The organism is Streptomyces sp. NPDC057010, assembly GCF_042673805.1.
Classification (GTDB): domain Bacteria; phylum Actinomycetota; class Actinomycetes; order Streptomycetales; family Streptomycetaceae; genus Streptomyces.
The window spans coordinates 16,293-35,132 of sequence record NZ_JBHUSC010000017.1 but is presented as its reverse complement, the minus strand read 5'-3'; the positions used below and the strand labels follow the sequence as shown (position 1 = coordinate 35,132).

The 18,840-nt window shown below is 71.6% G+C and carries 17 protein-coding genes and 2 tRNA genes; 12 read left to right on the top strand and 7 right to left on the bottom strand.

Annotation, left to right across the window (positions count from 1 at the left end; genetic code table 11):
- Positions 1-45: 45 nt before the first annotated feature.
- The gene (locus tag ACFTXQ_RS17100; RefSeq protein ID WP_382641606.1) at positions 46-885 is read left to right on the top strand and encodes an ABC transporter ATP-binding protein; all 840 of its coding nucleotides are present in this window, start codon (positions 46-48) and stop codon (positions 883-885) included.
- Positions 885-3,302: an FtsX-like permease family protein gene (locus tag ACFTXQ_RS17095; RefSeq protein ID WP_382641468.1), complete on the top strand. Its 2,418-nt coding sequence runs from the start codon at positions 885-887 to the stop codon at positions 3,300-3,302. The genes ACFTXQ_RS17100 and ACFTXQ_RS17095 overlap by 1 nt, the downstream gene beginning before the upstream one ends.
- Here the strand turns inward: ACFTXQ_RS17095 and ACFTXQ_RS17090 are convergent.
- Both ACFTXQ_RS17090 and ACFTXQ_RS17085 read right to left on the bottom strand, forming a co-directional pair.
- Positions 3,299-3,901 (bottom strand): AAA family ATPase, encoded by a 603-nt coding sequence (locus ACFTXQ_RS17090; RefSeq protein WP_382641604.1) that lies wholly within the window; start codon positions 3,899-3,901, stop codon positions 3,299-3,301. The two genes, ACFTXQ_RS17095 and ACFTXQ_RS17090, sit on opposite strands and share 4 nt — an antisense overlap.
- The gene (locus ACFTXQ_RS17085; RefSeq protein WP_382641466.1) at positions 3,898-4,545 is read right to left on the bottom strand and encodes a DUF4232 domain-containing protein; all 648 of its coding nucleotides are present in this window, start codon (positions 4,543-4,545) and stop codon (positions 3,898-3,900) included. The genes ACFTXQ_RS17090 and ACFTXQ_RS17085 overlap by 4 nt, the downstream gene beginning before the upstream one ends.
- 127 nt (positions 4,546-4,672) lie before the next feature.
- Here ACFTXQ_RS17085 and ACFTXQ_RS17080 point away from each other — a divergent pair, with 127 nt between their 5' ends.
- From ACFTXQ_RS17080 to ACFTXQ_RS17070, 3 genes are all read left to right on the top strand, one after another.
- Positions 4,673-6,061 (top strand): pyridoxal phosphate-dependent decarboxylase family protein, encoded by a 1,389-nt coding sequence (locus ACFTXQ_RS17080; RefSeq protein WP_382641464.1) that lies wholly within the window; start codon positions 4,673-4,675, stop codon positions 6,059-6,061.
- Positions 6,058-6,513 (top strand): HD domain-containing protein, encoded by a 456-nt coding sequence (locus ACFTXQ_RS17075; protein ID WP_382641462.1) that lies wholly within the window; start codon positions 6,058-6,060, stop codon positions 6,511-6,513. Before ACFTXQ_RS17080 ends, ACFTXQ_RS17075 begins: the two co-directional genes overlap by 4 nt.
- A 177-nt stretch (positions 6,514-6,690) precedes the next feature.
- A complete protein-coding gene (locus ACFTXQ_RS17070) occupies positions 6,691-6,885 on the top strand; it encodes a hypothetical protein (RefSeq protein ID WP_150519620.1) in 195 nt (64 codons plus the stop codon).
- Between the two features lie 22 nt (positions 6,886-6,907).
- Here the strand turns inward: ACFTXQ_RS17070 and ACFTXQ_RS17065 are convergent, their stop codons facing one another.
- The gene (locus ACFTXQ_RS17065; RefSeq protein ID WP_382641460.1) at positions 6,908-7,405 is read right to left on the bottom strand and encodes a DUF4231 domain-containing protein; all 498 of its coding nucleotides are present in this window, start codon (positions 7,403-7,405) and stop codon (positions 6,908-6,910) included.
- A 125-nt stretch (positions 7,406-7,530) separates the two neighbouring features.
- Positions 7,531-7,601, bottom strand: a tRNA-Gly gene (locus ACFTXQ_RS17060).
- Between the two features lie 166 nt (positions 7,602-7,767).
- Between ACFTXQ_RS17060 and ACFTXQ_RS17055 the strand changes: the two genes are divergently transcribed.
- From ACFTXQ_RS17055 to clpX, 5 genes are all read left to right on the top strand, one after another.
- Positions 7,768-7,844: transfer RNA gene (locus ACFTXQ_RS17055), tRNA-Pro, on the top strand.
- Positions 7,845-8,033: 189 nt separating this feature from the next.
- Positions 8,034-9,425 carry a trigger factor gene (gene tig / locus ACFTXQ_RS17050; RefSeq protein ID WP_382641458.1) on the top strand — a complete coding sequence of 464 codons (1,392 nt, stop codon included), beginning with the start codon at positions 8,034-8,036 and terminating at the stop codon, positions 9,423-9,425.
- 286 nt (positions 9,426-9,711) lie between these two features.
- Entirely contained in the window at positions 9,712-10,329 is a 618-nt protein-coding gene (locus ACFTXQ_RS17045) for an ATP-dependent Clp protease proteolytic subunit (protein WP_362467257.1), read from the top strand.
- A gap of 86 nt (positions 10,330-10,415) precedes the next feature.
- Positions 10,416-11,090, top strand: a complete 675-nt coding sequence (locus ACFTXQ_RS17040; protein ID WP_382641456.1) for an ATP-dependent Clp protease proteolytic subunit — start codon at positions 10,416-10,418, stop codon at positions 11,088-11,090.
- Between the two features lie 153 nt (positions 11,091-11,243).
- Positions 11,244-12,530 carry an ATP-dependent Clp protease ATP-binding subunit ClpX gene (gene clpX / locus ACFTXQ_RS17035; RefSeq protein ID WP_365172109.1) on the top strand — a complete coding sequence of 429 codons (1,287 nt, stop codon included), beginning with the start codon at positions 11,244-11,246 and terminating at the stop codon, positions 12,528-12,530.
- Positions 12,531-12,603: 73 nt separating this feature from the next.
- On the opposite strand, the gene ACFTXQ_RS17030 is transcribed toward clpX, so the two are convergent.
- Together ACFTXQ_RS17030 and ACFTXQ_RS17025 are read right to left on the bottom strand one after the other, a co-directional pair.
- On the bottom strand, positions 12,604-13,506 hold the full coding sequence (locus tag ACFTXQ_RS17030; RefSeq protein ID WP_382641454.1) for a hypothetical protein: 903 nt from the start codon (positions 13,504-13,506) through the stop codon (positions 12,604-12,606).
- 92 nt (positions 13,507-13,598) lie between these two features.
- Positions 13,599-14,183: a hypothetical protein gene (locus ACFTXQ_RS17025; protein ID WP_382641452.1), complete on the bottom strand. Its 585-nt coding sequence runs from the start codon at positions 14,181-14,183 to the stop codon at positions 13,599-13,601.
- 99 nt (positions 14,184-14,282) lie between these two features.
- Here ACFTXQ_RS17025 and ACFTXQ_RS17020 point away from each other — a divergent pair, with 99 nt between their 5' ends.
- Positions 14,283-16,904 carry a valine--tRNA ligase gene (locus ACFTXQ_RS17020; RefSeq protein WP_382641450.1) on the top strand — a complete coding sequence of 874 codons (2,622 nt, stop codon included), beginning with the start codon at positions 14,283-14,285 and terminating at the stop codon, positions 16,902-16,904.
- An 86-nt stretch (positions 16,905-16,990) separates the two neighbouring features.
- Here ACFTXQ_RS17020 and ACFTXQ_RS17015 read toward each other — a convergent pair whose 3' ends face one another.
- Positions 16,991-17,539, bottom strand: a complete 549-nt coding sequence (locus ACFTXQ_RS17015) for a vitamin K epoxide reductase family protein (RefSeq protein ID WP_382641448.1) — start codon at positions 17,537-17,539, stop codon at positions 16,991-16,993.
- Between the two features lie 152 nt (positions 17,540-17,691).
- Here ACFTXQ_RS17015 and ACFTXQ_RS17010 point away from each other — a divergent pair, with 152 nt between their 5' ends.
- A complete protein-coding gene (locus ACFTXQ_RS17010) occupies positions 17,692-18,840 on the top strand; it encodes a sensor histidine kinase (RefSeq protein ID WP_382641446.1) in 1,149 nt (382 codons plus the stop codon).

Below are 18,840 nucleotides of genomic sequence, written 5' to 3'. Positions count from 1 at the left end.
TAGCGTCGGAGCCACGATCAGGCGATGCACGAGAGGCGGCACACCATGGGGCTCCGGCGAGCGAAGCGGCAGCAGCGGTCCGAGGAGGCGGCGGGGTACGGAACCCCGGCGGGACACGACACCTCGGCGGCCGTCGAGCTGCGCGGCGTACGGCGCCGGTACGGGCCGGGGGACACCGCCGTGCACGCCCTGCGCGGCATCGACCTCACCCTGCCGCGCGGCAGCTTCACCGCCGTGATGGGACCCTCCGGCTCCGGCAAGTCCACCTTCCTCCAGTGCGCCGCCGGACTCGACCTGCCCACCGAGGGCTCCGTCCGCCTCGGCGGCACCGAGATCACCGGCATGAACGAGAACCAGCTCACCGAACTGCGCCGCAGCCGCCTCGGCTTCGTCTTCCAGGCCTTCAACCTGCTGCCCTCCCTCACCGTCGAGCAGAACGTGCTGCTCCCGATGCGGCTCGCCGGCGGCCGCCAGGACCGGGCCCGCGCCGCCGAACTGCTCGCCCGCGTCGGCCTGGAGGGCAAGGGCCGGCGCCGCCCGGCCGAACTCTCCGGCGGCCAGCAGCAGCGCGTCGCGATCGCCCGCGCGCTGGTCACCCGGCCCGACGTGGTCTTCGCCGACGAACCCACCGGCGCCCTCGACACCACCACCGCGGCCGAGGTCCTCGCACTGCTCCGGGCCGCCGTCGACTCCCTCCACGCCACCGTCGTCATGGTCACCCACGACCCGGCCGCCGCCGCCCACGCCGACCAGGTGCTCTTCCTCGCCGACGGGCTCATCGCCGACCGGCTCCCGCGCAGCTCCGCCCAGACCATCGCCGCCCGGATGACCACGCTCACCGCGCGCCCGGCCACCGCCCCGGCGTACGCGGGAGCGGCCGCCTGATGCTCCCTCGCCCCAACGGCCTGGCGCGGGCGGCGGTGCGCTTCCGCCCCGCCGCCTTCGCCGGCACCTTCATCGCCCTGCTCATGACCGTCGCCATCGTCTCCGCCTGCGGCATCCTGCTGGAGACGGGAGTACGGGCGAGCGTCCCGCCGACCCGGTACGCCGACGTCCCCGTCGTCGTCGCCGCCGACCAGCAGGTCCACCTGCGGGTGGGCCGCGGCGACGGCGCCTACGACGTCGCGACGCCGGTCCCGGAACGCGCCCGGGTCGACGCCGCCCTGCTGGAACGGCTCGCTCCGCTGGGCCGGGCCGTGCCCGACGTGGTGTTCCCCGTACGCAACGAGGCGGGCGCCACCCTCGAAGCGTCGGGCTGGGGCTCCACGGTCTTCACCGGCGCCCGCCTCACCGCCGGCCGCGCCCCCGCCGGCGCGGACGAGACGGTCCTGGGCGGCGCCCCCGGCCCCGACCGCGTCACCCTCGACACCCCCGTCGGCAAGCGGGAGTTCCGCGTCGTCGGCCACACCGACACCCCGGGCGTCTGGTTCACGGACTCCGGAGCCCGCACCCTGTCGGGCCACCCGGACACCCTGGACGCGATAGCCCTCCTCCCGCCGCCCTCGGCCGCCCCGACCGCCACGGCACCCGGCACGGCGCCCGGCACCGGCGAAGCGGCATGGGCCGGGCGCGTCGCCGACGCGGTCGACGGCAGGGCCCTGGTGCTCACCGGGGCCGCGCGGGCCATGGACCGGCAGCTCAGCGGGGCCCAGGAGGTACTGGCCGGCATCGGCGGGTCCTTCGGCGGCGTCGCCGCCCTCGTCGCCGTCTTCACCGCCGCCGGAACCGTCGCCCTCTCCGTCGGGCAGCGCTCCCGCGAATACGCCCTGCTGCGCGCCGTCGGAGCCACCCCGCGCCAGATCCGCCGCACGGTCGCCACCGAAGCCCTCCTCATCGCCCCCGCCGCCGGAACCCTCGGCTGCCTGCCCGGCATCGCCCTCGCCGCCTGGTGGTTCGGCGAGCTCAAGGCCAAGGGCGCCATCCCCGCCCCCGTCGAGCTCACCGTCTCCTGGATCCCGCTCGTCACCGCCATCGGCACCGCACTCGTCGCCGCCCTGCTCGCCGGCTGGACCGCCGCCCGCAGGCCCGCCCGCATCCGCCCCGGCCAGGCCCTCGCCGCGGCCGCGGTGGAACGCCTCCGGCCCGGGTGGATCCGTACGCCCCTCGGCCTGGCAGCCCTGGCCGGCGGGTCCGCCTGCGCGGGCCTCGCCGCCACCGGGACCGGAGAGGACGCCGCCAACGCCGCCCTCGGCGTCGTCATGCTGTTCATGCTGGCCGTGGCCCTGCTCGGCCCGCTGATCGCCCGCGCCTGCGCCGCCGTACTCGGCCTCCCGCTGCGCGCCGCCGGCGCCGCCGGCTCACTGGCCGCCGCCAACTCCCGCACCCACGCCCGCCGCCTCGCCTCCGCGATCACCCCGATCGTGCTCGCCATGGCCTTCTCCTCCACCCTGGTCTTCCTCCACACCAGCCAGGACCGGGCCGTCCGGCAGCAACAGCAGGCCGGGCTGCTGGCCGACCACGTGATCACCGACCCCGGCTCCGGGGCGGCGGACACGAGCGGAGCCCTCATCACCCGTACCGCCGTCCTGGCGGAACTCGGCTCCGGCGGCGACCGCAGGCTCGAATCCGTCTCCGCGCAAGGGGTCTCCGGCGACCTGGCGAGCGTCCAGGACCTCGGCGTACGCGAGGGCAGCCTCGACCGCCTCGCCCCCGGCAAGGTCGCCGTGGACCGCAGCGTCGCCGACTCCGCGCACGCCGCCGTCGGCGACCGCCTCGACCTGCGCCTCCCCGACGGAACCACCGCCACCCCCGAGATCGCGGCGATCTACACCCGCGGCCTCGGCCTCGCCCAGGTCACCCTCCCCGCCGCCGACCTCGCCGGCCACACCACCTCGGGCCGCCCCACGGAACTCCTGGTCCGCGGCCCCGCCCCCGAAGGACTGGGCCCCGTCACCGACCGCGCGGCCTGGACCACCGCGCAGGACCTCGACCGCAGCCTCAACGCCTGGGCCAACACCACCATGGCGGCCGTCCTCGGCGGCTTCGCCGCCCTCGCCGCCGCCAACACCCTCGTGATGACCGTCCTCGACCGCCGCCGCGAACTGCGCATGCTCCGCCTGGTCGGCTCCACCCGCCGCCAGGTCCTGCGGATGCTCCGCTGGGAGGCCCTCCTGATCACCGGAGCCGGCATCGCCCTCGGCACGGCGATCGCCCTGACCACCCTCATCCCCCTCACCGAGGCACTGACCGGCGCACCCCCGCACATCCCGCCGCTCCTCTACGGCTCCTTCGCGGGCGGCGCCCTCCTCCTCGGCCTGGCCTCCACCACCCTCCCCGCCCGCCGCGCCCTGCGCCTGGGCTAGTCGAAGCGGATGTGCCGTACCCCGACGAGCGCGCGCCGGAGCCTGCCCCGGAGCGCGCCGTCGGTGTCCGGCGCCAGGCGGAGCCCCGCCGAGGCCGCGACCCGGTCGGCGACCCGGGACACCGTCAGCCGGTCGGTGGCCAGGTGCTCCGCGAACTCCGGAGCGCGCAGCGCCGCCAGACACCCGTCCAGCCGGGCCACGGCGAAACTCTCCCGCTTCAGCCCGCGCCCCAGCCCCCGCTCGCGCAGCCGCCGCAGTACGGTCTCCCGCTCGGCCAGCAGCGCGAAGTGCCGTACCTCGTGGCCGTGTTCGCGCAACCGCCCGACGGTCTCGGCGAAGTAGGCCGGCTCCGTCACGGTCATCGGCACCAGCACGGGCCCCGGATGCCGCCGGGCCACGAGGTCCAGTACCTCGAACACGCCCTGCCGCCACGCCGCAAGGTCCTGGAAGTCCCCGCGCAGCTCGGCCGGCATCATCCGGTGCAGCCCGAAGCCGACGTGCTCCGGATCGCACACGACGCTGCCCGGCAGCCGGCGCCGGATCTCGTGGGCGGTCTGCGTCTTGCCGCCCCCGAAGGGGCCGTTGAGCCAGATGATCACCGGGCCGCCGCCGTCCACGGGCCGATCCCCAGCTTCCCGGTGTTCCCGAGGTCGACCGGGCGGCTGAGCCGGAGCCACAGGCGGGGCGCGCCGGGCCGGGGCTCGACCTCCACGATGCGCGCCGACACCGCCGGCACGGTGGAGTCGGTGACGAGGTTGCGCCACACCATCGCCACCGAGGCGGCCTGCCCCGGGGCCAGCGTCACCCGCTCCGGCGGCGCGTCGACGTTCGGCGCCCCCGTGGTGATCCCGGCGGCACCGTGCTGGACGGAAACCTCGACCGGATCGTTCCGGTCGTCCCGCAACACCACGCTCGGATACCCCTCCAGGACGTACGGCTCCGCACCGCAGTTCACCAGCCGCAACTCCGCGACCCGCAGCCCCATGGCCGCGTCCCCGCCGCCCTCGACGACGCGCACCCCGCCCTCGGGACACGCCGCCTCCTCGGTCGCCCGCGGCGAGGCGGGCGGCGGCGAGTCGGGCCGCGGCACCGCGGGCCCGGTCTCCGCCGCCGTCGGCCTCCCGACCGGCCCGGCCGTCGGCCCCGGCGCGGCCCTCGGCGGCGGTGGCGTCCCGCACCCCGCCAGCACCCCGGCCACGACCGCGCCCCCGACCAACCCCCGCACCCACCGCTCTGCGATCATCCCCCGACCCTACGACCGCCATCCGGCCGGCGGAGGCCGGCCGCCGTGCCCAGTACCGGGGGCGGGGCGGGCCAATCGGGTGCGATTGGCCCGTTCCCCCCGGTCCGGCCGACCCTACCGTGCCCCCATGGACCGCACGCTCGCCGCCGACCTGGCCCGCCTCCCCGACCTCCTCGACGCCACCCGCCGCGCCGCCGCCGACGCCCTCGCGACGCTGGACGCGCGTCCCGTCGTACCGCCCGCCGGGGCACCGCACCGCCCCGAGTCCCTCCCCGAGCACGCCGCCGGGGCCGCGGCCGCCCTCGCCGCCTTCCAGGAGCGGTGGGAGCCGCGGCTCTCCGCCTCCGCGGGCCCCCGCTACCTCGGCTTCGTCACCGGCGGCGCCACCCCCGCCGCCCTCGCCGGCGACTGGCTCACCGCCGCCCACGACCAGAACTCCAACTCCTCCTTCGACGGCGCCGGCCAGGACCTCGAACGCGAGACCGTCGGCTGGCTCCGCGCGCTCTTCCACCTCTCCGACGCCCACACCGGAACCTTCGTCTCCGGCGCCACCATGTCCAACACCACCGGCCTGGCCATCGCCAGGGAATGGCTCGGCGAACGCCTCGGCGTCTCCCCGGCCGAGGACGGCGTCGCCGCCCTCGGCCCCGTCCGCGTGCTCTCCGGAGCCCCGCACTCCTCCATCGCCAAGGCCCTCTCCGTCCTCGGCCTGGGCCGCGGCTCCCTCGTGCGGGTCCCGACCCTCCCCGGCCGCGAAGCCGTCGACCCGGCCGCCCTGGACCGGGCCCTCGCCGACACCCCCGGCCCCGCCGTCGTCGTCGCCAACGCCGGCACCGTCAACACCGTCGACTTCGACGACCTCCCGGCCGTCGCCGCGCTCAAGGACCGGCACGACTTCTGGCTGCACACCGACGCCGCCTTCGGCGCCTTCGCCGCCCTCTCCCCGGACCACGCCCACCTCGCCGCAGGCCTCGACGCCTCCGACTCCCTCTGCGTCGACCTGCACAAATGGCTCAACGTCCCCTACGACAGCGCCGTCCAGTTCACCCGCCGCCGCGACCTCCAGGCCCGCGTCTTCCAGAACGCCGCCGCCTACCTCGGCCCCCTCGGCGAACACCCCGACCTCGTCCACCTCACCCCTGAGAACTCCCACCGGCTGCGCGCCCTCGCCGCCTGGTTCACGCTCCGCGCGTACGGCCGCCAGGGCCACCGGGAGATCGTCGAACGCGACATCGCCTGCGCCCGCGCGCTCGGCGACCGGCTCGCCGCCGACCCGGCCTTCCGCCTCCTCGCCCCGGTCCGCCTCAACGTCGTCTGCTTCACCCTCGCCGACGACCCCACCCCGGCCCGCCTGGCGGCCCTCCGGGAGGCCGCCGCCGCCGAGGTCTTCGTCACTCCGACCGTCCACGCGGGAACCGCGGCCCTGCGCGCCGCGTTCTCCAACTGGCGTACGACGCAAGCGGATGTACGCCGGGCCGCGGAGGCCCTCGGCGCAGCAGCAAGGGAGATCGCATGACGAGCCGTCCCCTGACCCTCATCGAGGTCGAGGCCCTGGCACGCACCGCACACGAGGGCCAGACGGACAAGGCCGGCCGCCCCTACGCCGAGCACCTCGCGGCCGTGGCGGAAGGCGTCCGCCTGCGCGGCGGCAGCCCCGAGCAGCAGGCGGCGGCCTGGCTCCACGACGCCATCGAGGACGAGGCCCTCAGCCTGACCTGGCTGGATTCCGCCGCCCTCCCGCAGTCCGTCAAGGACATGGTCCTCGCCGTCACCAAGCGCCCCGGCGAGCAGGTCGAGCAGTACGCGGCCCGCATCCTCGCCACTCCCGGCGCCCTGCTCGTCAAAGAGGCCGATCTGGCCCACAACGCCGACCCCGTACGGCTCTCCGTGCTGGACGGCCCCACCCGCGACCGGCTGTCCGCGAAGTACGCGTATGTCCGCTCCCTCCTCGGGCTCACCGCCCCGTGACCCGCGCACCGCGCCCGAAATATGCCCTGCGCACAGTGCCGTTGGCGGAAACGGAACGATGGTGATTCGTCACGGGGCGGATAGCCGGGCCCTGTTGGTGGGAGGATGGTCCATGTGGGGGTGTGCGCGGCCGTGCGCCCCGGGCCGACCAGGGGACGACCGAAGGTGTGATCAGTAGTGGCCATTTCGCTGTCAGTGGTGGTTCTGTTGGCGGTCATCCTGGTGGTGCTGATCCGCGGCAACCACATCAAGGCGGGCCCCGCCATCGTCGCGGCCCTCTTCGGGTTCTTCCTGGCGTCCAGCTCCATCGCGGACGACGTGAACCGTTTCCTCAACTCCCTCGCGACGATGATCGCGAACATCAAGCTCTAGGGACGCCCCTGGAGGGACGCCCCTAGAGGTCCCGCCGGTCCGGCCGTGTCTCGGGGATGACGTACTGGGCCTGGAGGTCGGCGTTCACCTGACCGCCCAGGGTCATGACGTTCAAGGTGGCGGAGTTCTCATTGGCGATGGCCTTCTCCACCCGCGCCACCAGCCTCGTGAAGGACTCGTCGTCCGAGAGGCCGGCGTACGGCCCCACCCGGGTCTCGAAGTAGACCTGCTCATGGCCGAGGAGCTGCTCGGTCGACCTGTAGTTCTTCCACATCTCGCGGTACCGGTACACGCTCTCCAGCGACACCGAACAGACGACGACCAGGCTGAGCACCGTGGCGGTGATCCTGGCGAACGGCAGGTCGATGTTGACGAGCGCCGGAACCAGCGCACCGCCGACCACGGAAGCGGTCCGCATCCTGAGATGCATGGCCTTCATCCTGACGGCCTTGCGGTCGTACCACCCCTGATACTGCGCGAGCCGCTCCAGATACCGCTCGGTCGCATCCGCCTCTGGCATGCGGGGAGTACACCGACGCGCAACGGCGCCGTCAATGGAAAGGCGTGCCGAGCGCGGGAAATGGCCGGAAACGACCGAGGGCCAGGCCGAGGAAACATCCTCCGACCTGGCCCTGAGCACTTCAGAGCGGGCGACGGGAATCGAACCCGCGTAGCTAGTTTGGAAGACTAGGGCTCTACCATTGAGCTACGCCCGCAACACGCGCGCCGCAGGTCCGGGGACCGCGGCACGGACAGCATCCTAGCGGGTCGGGCCGGGGGAGCGCACACCGCTTTCGCGCCGCGCGCGGCGACCTGCCGGGAAACTCGCGAAACCCCGCGCGTCGGAGGGTCTCCGGGCATGTACCCTACGTGTCGCACCGACGGGGTGTGGCGCAGCTTGGTAGCGCGTCCGCTTTGGGAGCGGAAGGTCGTCGGTTCGAATCCGGCCACCCCGACCACCAGCAGTCTCCCCTCTCCACGCTCCACCGAGGGCCACCACAAGATCGCGTTGTGGGCTGATTGCCGCTTGCGGTTACTATGCAAGCTGCGTGCCCGTGTGTCTGATGTACCGGGCCGAAGTCCGCTGAACCGCTGAATCGCAGCGAGACGGCAGAACCCCCAGCAGTCAGCCACAAGGAGACCGAACCGTGAAGAGCGCCGTGGAGACCCTGAACCCGACCCGGGTTCGGCTCACTGTTGAGGTGCCCTTCGAGGAGCTCAAGGACAGCCTCGACGCGGCGTACAAGAAGATCAACCAGCAGGTCACGGTGAAGGGCTTCCGCAAGGGCAAGATCCCTGCCCGCGTCATCGACCAGCGCTTCGGCCGCGGTGCGGTGCTGGAGGAGGCCGTCAACGACGCCCTCCCGAAGTTCTACACCGAGGCGGTCAACGAGGCCGACCTGAACCCGCTGGGCCAGCCCGAGGTCGACATCACGGAGCTGAAGGACGGCGAGCTGCTGGCCTTCACCGCCGAGGTCGACGTGCGCCCCGAGATCGAGATCCCGGACTACTCCGGCATCGAGGTCGAGGTCGACGCCATCGAGGTCTCCGACGAGGACATCGAGAAGTCGGTCGAGCAGCTGCGCGGCCGCTTCGCGTCCACCAAGGACGTCGAGCGCGCCGCCCAGGACGGCGACGTCGTCACCATCGACCTCGAGGCCAAGGTCGACGGCGAGGTGCTCGAGGACGGCGTCGCCTCCGACGTGTCCTACACCATCGGCTCGGGCGAGCTCCTCGAGGGCATCGACGAGGCCGTCAAGGGCCTGGAGGCCGGTGGCGAGGCCACCTTCACCTCCCAGCTGAAGGGCGGCTCCGCCGAGGGCAAGGACGCCGAGGTCACCGTCAAGGTCTCCAAGGTCTCCGCCCGTGAGCTGCCGGAGCTGGACGACGAGTTCGCGCAGATGGCGAGCGAGTTCGACACCCTCGACGAGCTCAAGGCGGACAGCCGCAAGCGCCTCGAGAACATGAAGCAGTACGACCAGGCCACGCAGGCCCAGGAGCGCGTCCTGGAGAAGCTGCTGGAGCTCGTCGAGGTGCCGATCCCCGAGAAGCTCCTCGAGGACGAGGTCAACACCCGCAAGCACAACCTGGAGCACCACCAGCTCGGCCAGATGGGTCTGACCATCGAGAAGTACCTGGAGTTCCAGGGCAAGACGGTCGAGGAGTTCGACGCCGAGACCAAGGAGCAGGCGGTCAAGGGCATCAAGACCCAGTTCGTCCTGGACGCCCTGGTCAACAAGGAGAAGCTGGGCGTCAACCAGGAGGAGCTCACCGAGCACCTCATGCGCCGCGCCGCCTCCTCCGGCATGTCCCCCGACCAGTTCGCCCAGGCGGTCGTCGAGGGCGGCCAGGTCCCGATGCTGGTCGGCGAGGTCGCCCGCGGCAAGGCCCTCGCGGTCGTCGTCGAGGCCGCCAAGGTCACCGACACCAACGGTGAGGTCGTCGACCTGTCCGACGAGGACGAGGAGCAGGTCGCCGAGGAGGTCGTCGAGGCCGCCGTCGAGGGTGACGCCGAGGCGAAGGCCGAAGAGGCCAAGTAACACCCCGGGCGCAGCCCGCTGAGCAGTACCCGAGCAGTGCCCCGAAGGGCCCGGACGCAGCCGCGTCCGGGCCCTTCGGCGCAGGCCCCGGAAGCCCCCCGGACCTTGCGCTCCCAGCGAACAGTTCGGGAAGCGGGATGGCGTTGTCCGACCTGCGCGTTAGGGTCCATGAATACGAGGGCTCTGCATTACCCGGACGCCGGCGGACACGTCCGCGCCGGCCGGGTGCGCCCCAGAACGAGACGCTGAGACGGCACATGGCCGTCGGAGACGAGCAGGTGGATACGTGACGAATCTGAAGCCTTACGCCGCGGGTGAGCCGTCCATCGGTGGCGGCCTCGGCGACCATGTCTACAACCGGCTGCTCGGCGAGCGCATCATCTTCCTCGGGCAGCAGGTCGACGACGAGATCGCGAACAAGATCACGGCGCAGCTCCTCCTCCTGGCCGCCGAGCCGGAGAAGGACATCTACCTGTACATCAACAGCCCCGGTGGCTCCGTGACGGCGGGCATGGCGGTCTACGACACCATGCAGTACATCCCGAACGACGTCGTCACCATCGGTATGGGCATGGCGGCCTCCATGGGCCAGTTCCTGCTCACCGGCGGCACCCCGGGCAAGCGCTTCGCGCTCCCGAACACCGACATCCTGATGCACCAGGGTTCCGCCGGCATCGGTGGCACCGCCTCGGACATCAAGATCCAGGCCCAGTACCTGCTGCGCACGAAGCAGCGCATGGCTGAGATCACCGCGCACCACTCCGGCCAGACCGTGGAAGCGATCATCCGCGACGGCGACCGCGACCGCTGGTTCACGGCGGAGGAGGCCAAGGACTACGGCCTCATCGACGAGATCATCTCCGCCGCGTCCCTGGTCCCGGGCGGCGGCGGCACCGGGGCCTGATCCCGGCCCCGGCGCGCGAGACCTCGTACGACGTCCCGTACGCCAGCCCGTACCAGGCAAGCCTCAGCCCGCAGAACGCCACCAGGATGGTGAACACCCAGATGCACATGAACAACCTTTCTCCCGCGAGCGGCCTCTACACCGGCCCGCAGGTGGACAACCGCTACGTCATCCCGCGCTTCGTCGAGCGCACCTCGCAGGGCGTGCGCGAGTACGACCCGTACGCGAAGCTCTTCGAGGAGCGCGTGATCTTCCTCGGCGTGCAGATCGACGACGCCTCCGCCAACGACGTCATGGCGCAGCTGCTGTGCCTGGAGTCGATGGACCCGGACCGCGACATCTCGATCTACATCAACAGCCCCGGTGGCTCCTTCACCGCGCTGACGGCGATCTACGACACGATGCAGTTCGTGAAGCCGGACATCCAGACGGTCTGCATGGGCCAGGCGGCCTCCGCCGCCGCGGTCCTGCTCGCCGCCGGCACCCCCGGCAAGCGCATGGCCCTGCCGAACGCCCGCGTGCTGATCCACCAGCCCTCCGGCGGCACCGGCCGTGAGCAGCTCTCCGACCTGGAGATCGCGGCCAACGAGATCCTGCGCATGCGCGACCAGCTGGAGACCATGCTGGCCAAGCACTCGACGACGCCGATCGAGAAGATCCGCGACGACATCGAGCGCGACAAGATCCTCACGGCCGAGGACGCCCTCGCGTACGGCCTGATCGACCAGATCGTTTCCACCCGTAAGAGCAGCGCGGTCTGATCCTTGCCGCCAGTTGGCGTGAGCACGCTGCCGGATTGGGCGGTGTGAACCACGTCAAGGGGGCCCCGTACGGGGCCCCCGGCAAGGTACCGTCGGATATGAGGCACCAGGAGCGCTGAACCAGGCGTCTCCCAGGCGAAGGGGAAGCACCTCGTGGCACGCATCGGTGACGGCGGCGACCTGCTCAAGTGCTCGTTCTGCGGAAAGAGCCAGAAGCAGGTGAAGAAGCTCATCGCAGGACCCGGTGTGTACATCTGCGACGAGTGCATCGACCTCTGCAACGAGATCATCGAAGAGGAGCTCGCGGAGACCTCCGAGGTGCGGTGGGAGGAACTCCCCAAGCCCCGCGAGATCTACGAGTTCCTGGAGAGCTACGTCGTCGGCCAGGAGCCGGCGAAGAAGGCGCTCTCCGTCGCGGTGTACAACCACTACAAGCGGGTCCAGGCCGGCGAGAACGGCGGCGCGCAGGGCCGCGACGACGCGATCGAGCTCGCGAAGTCCAACATCCTGCTGCTGGGCCCCACGGGCTCCGGCAAGACCCTCCTCGCGCAGACGCTCGCGCGCATGCTGAACGTCCCGTTCGCCATCGCCGACGCGACGGCGCTGACGGAGGCGGGGTACGTCGGCGAGGACGTCGAGAACATCCTGCTGAAGCTGATCCAGGCCGCGGACTACGACGTCAAGAAGGCCGAGACCGGGATCATCTACATCGACGAGATCGACAAGGTCGCCCGCAAGAGCGAGAACCCGTCGATCACGCGTGACGTGAGCGGTGAGGGCGTCCAGCAGGCCCTCCTGAAGATCCTGGAAGGCACGACGGCCTCGGTCCCGCCGCAGGGCGGCCGCAAGCACCCGCACCAGGAGTTCATCCAGATCGACACGACGAACGTGCTCTTCATCGTGGGCGGCGCCTTCGCCGGCCTGGAGAAGATCATCGAGTCGCGCGCGGGCGCCAAGGGCATCGGCTTCGGCGCGACGATCCGCTCGAAGCGCGAGATCGAGGCGAGCGACCAGTTCCAGGAGGTCATGCCGGAGGACCTGGTGAAGTTCGGGATGATCCCCGAGTTCATCGGCCGCCTCCCCGTCCTGACCTCGGTGCACAACCTGGACCGCGAGGCCCTGCTCCAGATCCTCATCGAGCCGCGCAACGCCCTGGTGAAGCAGTACCAGCGGCTGTTCGAACTCGACGGTGTGGAGCTGGACTTCGAGCGCGAGGCGCTGGAGGCCATCGCCGACCAGGCGATCCTCCGCCAGACCGGCGCGCGCGGCCTGCGCGCCATCATGGAGGAGGTCCTGATGTCGGTGATGTACGAGGTCCCGTCCCGCAAGGACGTGGCCCGCGTGGTCATCACCGCGGAGGTCGTCCGCTCCAACGTCAACCCGACGCTGGTCCCGCGGATCGTCCCGAAGGACCAGGGCCCCCACGAGAAGTCGGCGTAACGACACGGCACACCACGCAGAAGGGGCGCCCCTGACCGGGGGCGCCCCTTCTGCGTTGTGTCGTGCTCCGCGCCTAGTTCTTCACGCGGGCGGTGTTGTAGAGCTTCGCGGCGAAGTCCGCGGTCTGCTCCAGGGTGTAACCCGGCTTGCCGGCGAGGACGGAGCTCAGGTCGGTGGCGCTCACCATGGTCAGGGTGCTGTAGTCAGCCCAGATGCAGATGGGGAGCGTGAACTGCTTGGGGCCCTGGGTGCTCGCCTCCTTGGCGGTGTACTTGGCCTCCTGGCACTTCATCACGGCGCCCTTGAAGTTCGCCGGGGTCATCGCCTTGGGGGTGCCGACCATTTCGACGGTCATCTTGCTGCTCTCCTTGGCCGAGCTCACCTTGGCCAGGGCGAAGTAGGCGTCCAAGGCCTTCTCCGGGTCCGCGATCTCTCCGTAGACGCCGGAGAACTTGAGGGCCTTCGCCGTCAGGGGGTTCTTCGGGTCGCCGGACTGGTAGTCCATCTCCACCTGGGTGGGGTTCTTGACGCCCACTCCCTCGGCTTCCTGCTTGTCCTTCGCGCTGAACTCCGAGGGCTTGTGCTTCGGGTCCTGCTTGAAGTCGTCCACCCCCGGCGGGGCGACCAGCTTGTAGCCCTTGGTGTCCGCCGCGATGGAGCCGCCGGCGCCGCCGCCCTTCAGGAAGTACCAGCCGCCGCCCGCGATCAGCGCGACCGCGACGACCACGGCGATGATCACACCGGCCTTGGACTTCTTCGGCTGCTGCGGGGGCATCCCGCCGTACGGGGGCTGCTGCTGGTAGCCGTAGGCCGGCTGCTGCGGGTAGCCCTGCGGCGGCACGCCCGGCTGCTGCGGGTAGCCGTACCCGGGCTGCTGGGCGGGCTGGCCGTAGGGGCCCGGCGGCGGCGGGGGCTGCTGCCCGTACGGTCCCGGCTGCTGCGGCTGCCCGTAAGGCCCTGGCTGGTTGTAGCTCATCCCTGCGTCCCCCTTTAGGAACTTCTTATGTTTCCCACATCCTCTCGGAAGATCGACTCCGCGCGGCCTCCGGGGTCCCAGGCGTTACGGAACTACGACGCACGGACCTCCATCACGGCCCGCAGCTCACGGGCCCGTTCGGCGAGCGAGTCGAGGGTGACCGGCGCGTTCTCGATCGGGACCGTGACCGTCACCGTGGTGCTGTGGTCGCCCCATATGCACATGGGCAACGGGCCTTCGGCCATCGCGAGCACGGCGCAGCGCAGCGCGCCGCCCCCGGGCTCCCCGGCCTCGTGCGCGGTGACCTCCGCTTCCGTGGTGCCCATGCCCTTCAGGACCTTGGCGATGTGCGCGCCCGGATCCTCGTCGTTGAAGCGGCCCGCCGTGCCGCTGATCACCAGCTGCGCGGTGCCCGCCTGATCTGCGTACACGGCGACCACCCGCTTCCTGCCGGGCTTCGGCTCCCCTTGCTCCTTCCTGATCGCGTCGACCCGCGGCCCGGAGTCCTGCAGGGTCAGGCCCTGGAAGGCGGCGGGCGGCACCAGGTCGTACCGGCCCATGTCGTCGGGGCCGCCGAGCAGCGCCCCCATGGCGAACCTGCCGGCGGCGAGGGCCGCGGCCGCCGCCACCACCGCCCGCGCGGCCTTGAGGCGCCTGCTCTTCGTGATCGCGTTCATGCACCGCATGAGAAGGGTCGCCCGCCTCCGAGGTCAACGGCCGGTCGCCCTGCGGTATCGATTCGTAACGGGGGTGGGGCCACCCTTATCCTGTGGCTCGTGACCGAGAACACGCAGACACCCAGCAGCCCCGAATCCGAACTGCCGACCCAGTACGCGCCGGCCGAGGTAGAGGCGAAGCTCTACGAGCGCTGGGTAGAGCGCGGTTACTTCGAGGCCGACGCGAAGAGCGAGAAGCCCGCGTACACCATCGTCATCCCGCCGCCGAACGTCACCGGCTCCCTGCACCTGGGGCACGCGTTCCAGCACACGCTCATGGACGCCCTGACCCGCCGCAAGCGGATGCAGGGCTACGAGTCGCTGTGGCTGCCCGGCATGGACCACGCCGGTATCGCCACCCAGAACAAGGTCGAGCAGCAGCTCGCCGAGGAGGGCAAGTCCCGCCACGACCTGGGCCGCGAGGAGTTCGTCGAGCGGGTCTGGCAGTGGAAGGAAGAGTACGGCGGCAAGATCCTCGGCCAGATGCGGCGGCTGGGTGACGGCGTCGACTGGAGCCGTGAGCGGTTCACGATGGACGAGGGCCTGTCCAAGGCCGTCCAGACGATCTTCAAGAAGCTCTACGACGACGGTCTCATCTACCGCGCCGAGCGCATCATCAACTGGTGCCCGCGCTGTCTGACGGCCATCTCCGACATCGAGGTGGAGTACCAGGAGGACGCGGGCGAGCTCGTCTCCATCACGTACGGAGAGGGCGAGGACTCCCTCGTCGTCGCGACCACGCGTGCCGAGACGATGCTCGGTGACACCGCCGTCGCCGTCCACCCCGACGACGAGCGCTACAAGCACCTGGTCGGCAAGCAGATCAAGCTGCCGCTGACCGACCGGACCATCCCCGTCGTCGCGGACACGCACGTCGACCCGGAGTTCGGCACCGGCGCCGTCAAGGTGACCCCGGCGCATGACCCGAACGACTTCGCGATCGGCCAGCGCCACGGCCTGGCCAACATGACGATCATGGACGAGCACGGCGTCATCACCGTCCACGGCCCCTTCCTCGGCCTGGACCGCTTCGAGGCGCGCTCCGCCGTCGTCGGCGCGCTGCGCCAGCAGGGCCGCATCGTCGCCGAGAAGCGCCCGTACCTGCACTCCGTCGGGCACTGCTCGCGCTGCAGCACCACCGTCGAGCCGCGCCTGTCGCTGCAGTGGTGGGTCAAGGTCGAGACGCTGGCCAAGGCCGCCGGTGACGCGGTCCGCGACGACCGGGTCACGATCCACCCCAAGGAGATGGAGAAGCGGTACTTCGACTGGGTCGACAACCTCAACGACTGGTGCATCTCGCGCCAGCTGTGGTGGGGACACCGGATCCCGGTCTGGTACGGCCCGAACGGCGAGGTCGTCTGCGTCGGACCCGACGACGCCGCGCCGACGGGGGAGGGCTGGGTCCAGGACACGGACGTCCTCGACACCTGGTTCTCCTCCGGCCTGTGGCCGTTCTCCACCCTCGGCTGGCCGCAGAAGACCCCGGACCTGGAGAAGTTCTACTCCACCGACGTCCTGGTCACCGGCCACGACATCATCTTCTTCTGGGTCGCCCGGATGATGATGTTCGGTCTGTACGCCATGGACGGCGAGGCGCCCTTCAAGACCATCGCCCTGACCGGCCTGGTCCGTGACGAGCGCGGCAAGAAGATGTCGAAGTCCTTCGGCAACGTCGTCGACCCGCTGGACTGGATGGACAAGTACGGCTCCGACGCCGTCCGCTTCACCCTGGCCAAGGGCGCCAACCCCGGCACCGACGTGCCCATCGGCGAGGACTGGGTCCAGGCGTCCAGCAAGTTCGCCAACAAGATCTGGAACGCGACCCGCTTCGCGCTGATGAACGGTGCCACGATCGAGGGCGAGCTGCCCCCGGCCGAGCAGCTGTCGGCGACGGACCGCTGGATCCTGTCCCGTCTGAACAAGACCATCGCGCAGGTCGACGCCTACTACGACGACTTCCAGTTCTCGAAGCTCAGCGAGGCCCTCTACCACTTCGCGTGGGACGAGGTCTTCGACTGGTACGTCGAGCTGTCGAAGACGACCTTCTTCGCGGGCGGCGAGCCGGCCAAGGCCTCCGCCCGGGTCCTCGGTGAGGTCCTCGACGTCATGCTGCGCCTGCTGCACCCGGTGGTCCCCTTCGTCACCGAGACGCTGTGGACCACGCTCACCGGCCGCGAGTCCCTCGTCATCGCCGAGTGGCCGAAGGACAGTGGCTTCCGCGACGAGGCCGCCGAGGCCGAGGTCGACGGCGTCCAGGCGCTCGTCCGGGAGGTCCGCCGCTTCCGCAAGGAGCAGGGCCTCGACGACAAGCAGAAGGTCCCGGCCCGCCTGGACCTGTCCGCCACGGTGCTGGCCGCCCACGAGGCCGCCATCCGCCAGGTGCTGCGGCTCCAGCCGGAGGGCGACGCCTTCAGCGCCACCGCGACCCTCCCGGTCGCCGGCGCCACCGTCGCGCTCGACCTGTCGGGCACCATCGACGTGGCCGCCGAGCGCAAGCGCCTGACCAAGGACCTCGGCGTCGCCGAGAAGGAGAAGCAGCAGGCCGAGGCGAAGCTCGGGAACGAGGCCTTCCTGGCCAAGGCCCCCGACAACGTCGTGGACAAGATCAAGGGCCGCCTCGCCAAGGCCGAGGCGGACATCGCCCGGCTCCGGTCCCAGCTGGAGACGCTGCCCGCCGCGTAGTACCGGGTGAGAACACGCGAAGGCCCCCACACCGTCGGTCGATGTGGGGGCCTTCGCCGTATGCCTTCCCCGCGCGGGCGCCCGCGTCACAGCAGGCGGCGGCCGAACTGCGCGAGGACCAGCGCCGCCAGCACCGCGTACAGGGCCGCCGGGACCAGCCAGTGGGGGAGTGCCCGCAGCCGGGAGCCGGGGCCGGACAGGTGCCGTGTGACGTACCAGAAGAGCGGGATCATCACCGCCCAGACGACCGCGCACCACGGGCACAGCGCGCCGATCACGTACAGGCCCTGGCCGATCAGCCACACGGTGAAGCCGAAGCCCGCCGCGATCCCGGCCCACAGGCCGCGCCACAGCCACCGCGGGAACCGGGCACCGGCCACCAGCGCGGCCCCCAGGCCCGAGAGCGCCGCGAAGCCGGCGAGGCCGAGCAGCATGTTGGGGAAGCCGAGCAGGTTGCCCTGCCAGGTGGTCATCACGTCACCGCAGCTCAGCACCGCGTTGACATTGCATCCCGGGGTGAAGAGGGGGTCCTCCAGGGTGCGGATGCGGTCGTACGCGAGCACGCCGGAGGCCAGCGTGCCGATCAGACCGCCGATCAGCAGGAGCAGGGCGGTGCCGCGGGAGTGCGTGGTCATTCCCCGACGCTACGAGCGCCCGCCGGGCGGGCGGCAGAGCGGAAGGTCGCGGATGCGCAAGGTCTTCCGACCCGGGTCGCAGTGCCCTATATCACTCTTTATCCGGTCCCGGCTGAACCGATCCGGGGCGCCCACCACGGATGATGGAGGGCATGCACGTCAAGCCCGTCGCCTCGGCGCTCCACTGGGCCGTGGCCTCAGGCCGCCGGCTCACCCGGGGCTGGGCGGGCTCCGCGCGGGCCCTGGACGTCATCACGGCGGTCAGCTGCCTCGCCCTGATGGCGCTGGACCTGCCCGGCCTGGCCGCCGCCGACAACTCGCTCAACGGCCCGATGGCGGCCGCCGTGCTGGCCGCAGGCTGTTCGACCCTGCTGGTGCGGCGGCGCATGCCGTGGATCTCGTACCTCGCGGCGCTGCTGTTCATCGGCTGGCTGCACGAGCTCACCCTGATCCAGTTCGCGCTGTACTCGGTCGGCCGCTACCGAGGCCGCCGGGCCGGGATCCTCGCCACCGTCGGGTACGTGTGCTTCGCGCTGCTGGTGTTCAGCGTGCCGGGCTGGCCCGAGCCCCGGGCCGAGACCCTGAGCTCGTTCCTGAGCCTGGTCGTGCCCATCGGGGTGCTCGCCTCGGCCGTGGGCATCGCCGCCTACCGGCACGACCTGGTGGCGGAGCTGGCCGCCCGGCGGGCCGAGTCCGCCGTGCTCCAGGCGGTGCAGCAGGAGCGCACCTCCGTCGCCCGCGACGTCCACGACTTCGTCGGGCGGGAGCTGACCCTGCTGACGGTGCGTTCCGAGGTGCTGTCGACGCGGGCGCGCGAGACGGCGTACGCGAAGGACTTCGAGGAGCTGGCCGACACCGCGCGCCGGGCCCACCTGGTGCTGAACGAGATCATCGTGCAGCGTGGGGAGCGGGCCTCGACCCCGGGCGTCGACGGGCTGCCGGCGCTCGCGGAGGAGAGCGGGCGGGCCGGTTCGCCCGTACGGCTGGCCATGGACCCGGACGTGAACGGGCTGTCGCCGCTGCGGCAGGCGGCGGTCTACCGGGTGGTGCAGGAGTGCCTGACCAACGCGGCCAAGCACGCGCGGGGGCAGACCATCGACGTGTCCATCGCGGCGGACGGCCCGCAGCTGCGGATCGCCGTCAGCAACGCGCTGCCCGACCGGACGCCGGGCCGGGCCCCCGTCTCGGCGGGCTCGGGCACGGCGAGCATGTCCGAGCGCGTCCGCAGCCTGGGCGGCACCCTGACGGCGACGCGCACGAACGACACGTACGAGGTCGTGGCGACGCTGCCCCGAGGCTAG

What these genes read in the sequence shown, in the direction of transcription:
- ACFTXQ_RS17085 (WP_382641466.1), bottom strand. Translation starts at nt 4,545, where the DNA reads ATGATCGCAGAGCGGTGGGTGCGGGGGTTGGTCGGGGGCGCGGTCGTG.
- ACFTXQ_RS17025 (WP_382641452.1), bottom strand. Translation starts at nt 14,183, where the DNA reads ATGAACGCGATCACGAAGAGCAGGCGCCTCAAGGCCGCGCGGGCGGTG.
- ACFTXQ_RS17010 (WP_382641446.1), top strand. Translation starts at nt 17,692, where the DNA reads ATGCACGTCAAGCCCGTCGCCTCGGCGCTCCACTGGGCCGTGGCCTCA.
- ACFTXQ_RS17040 (WP_382641456.1), top strand. Translation starts at nt 10,416, where the DNA reads ATGGTGAACACCCAGATGCACATGAACAACCTTTCTCCCGCGAGCGGC.
- ACFTXQ_RS17065 (WP_382641460.1), bottom strand. Translation starts at nt 7,405, where the DNA reads ATGCCAGAGGCGGATGCGACCGAGCGGTATCTGGAGCGGCTCGCGCAG.
- ACFTXQ_RS17095 (WP_382641468.1), top strand. Translation starts at nt 885, where the DNA reads ATGCTCCCTCGCCCCAACGGCCTGGCGCGGGCGGCGGTGCGCTTCCGC.
- ACFTXQ_RS17015 (WP_382641448.1), bottom strand. Translation starts at nt 17,539, where the DNA reads ATGACCACGCACTCCCGCGGCACCGCCCTGCTCCTGCTGATCGGCGGT.
- ACFTXQ_RS17075 (WP_382641462.1), top strand. Translation starts at nt 6,058, where the DNA reads ATGACGAGCCGTCCCCTGACCCTCATCGAGGTCGAGGCCCTGGCACGC.
- ACFTXQ_RS17030 (WP_382641454.1), bottom strand. Translation starts at nt 13,506, where the DNA reads ATGAGCTACAACCAGCCAGGGCCTTACGGGCAGCCGCAGCAGCCGGGA.
- ACFTXQ_RS17080 (WP_382641464.1), top strand. Translation starts at nt 4,673, where the DNA reads ATGGACCGCACGCTCGCCGCCGACCTGGCCCGCCTCCCCGACCTCCTC.
- ACFTXQ_RS17100 (WP_382641606.1), top strand. Translation starts at nt 46, where the DNA reads ATGGGGCTCCGGCGAGCGAAGCGGCAGCAGCGGTCCGAGGAGGCGGCG.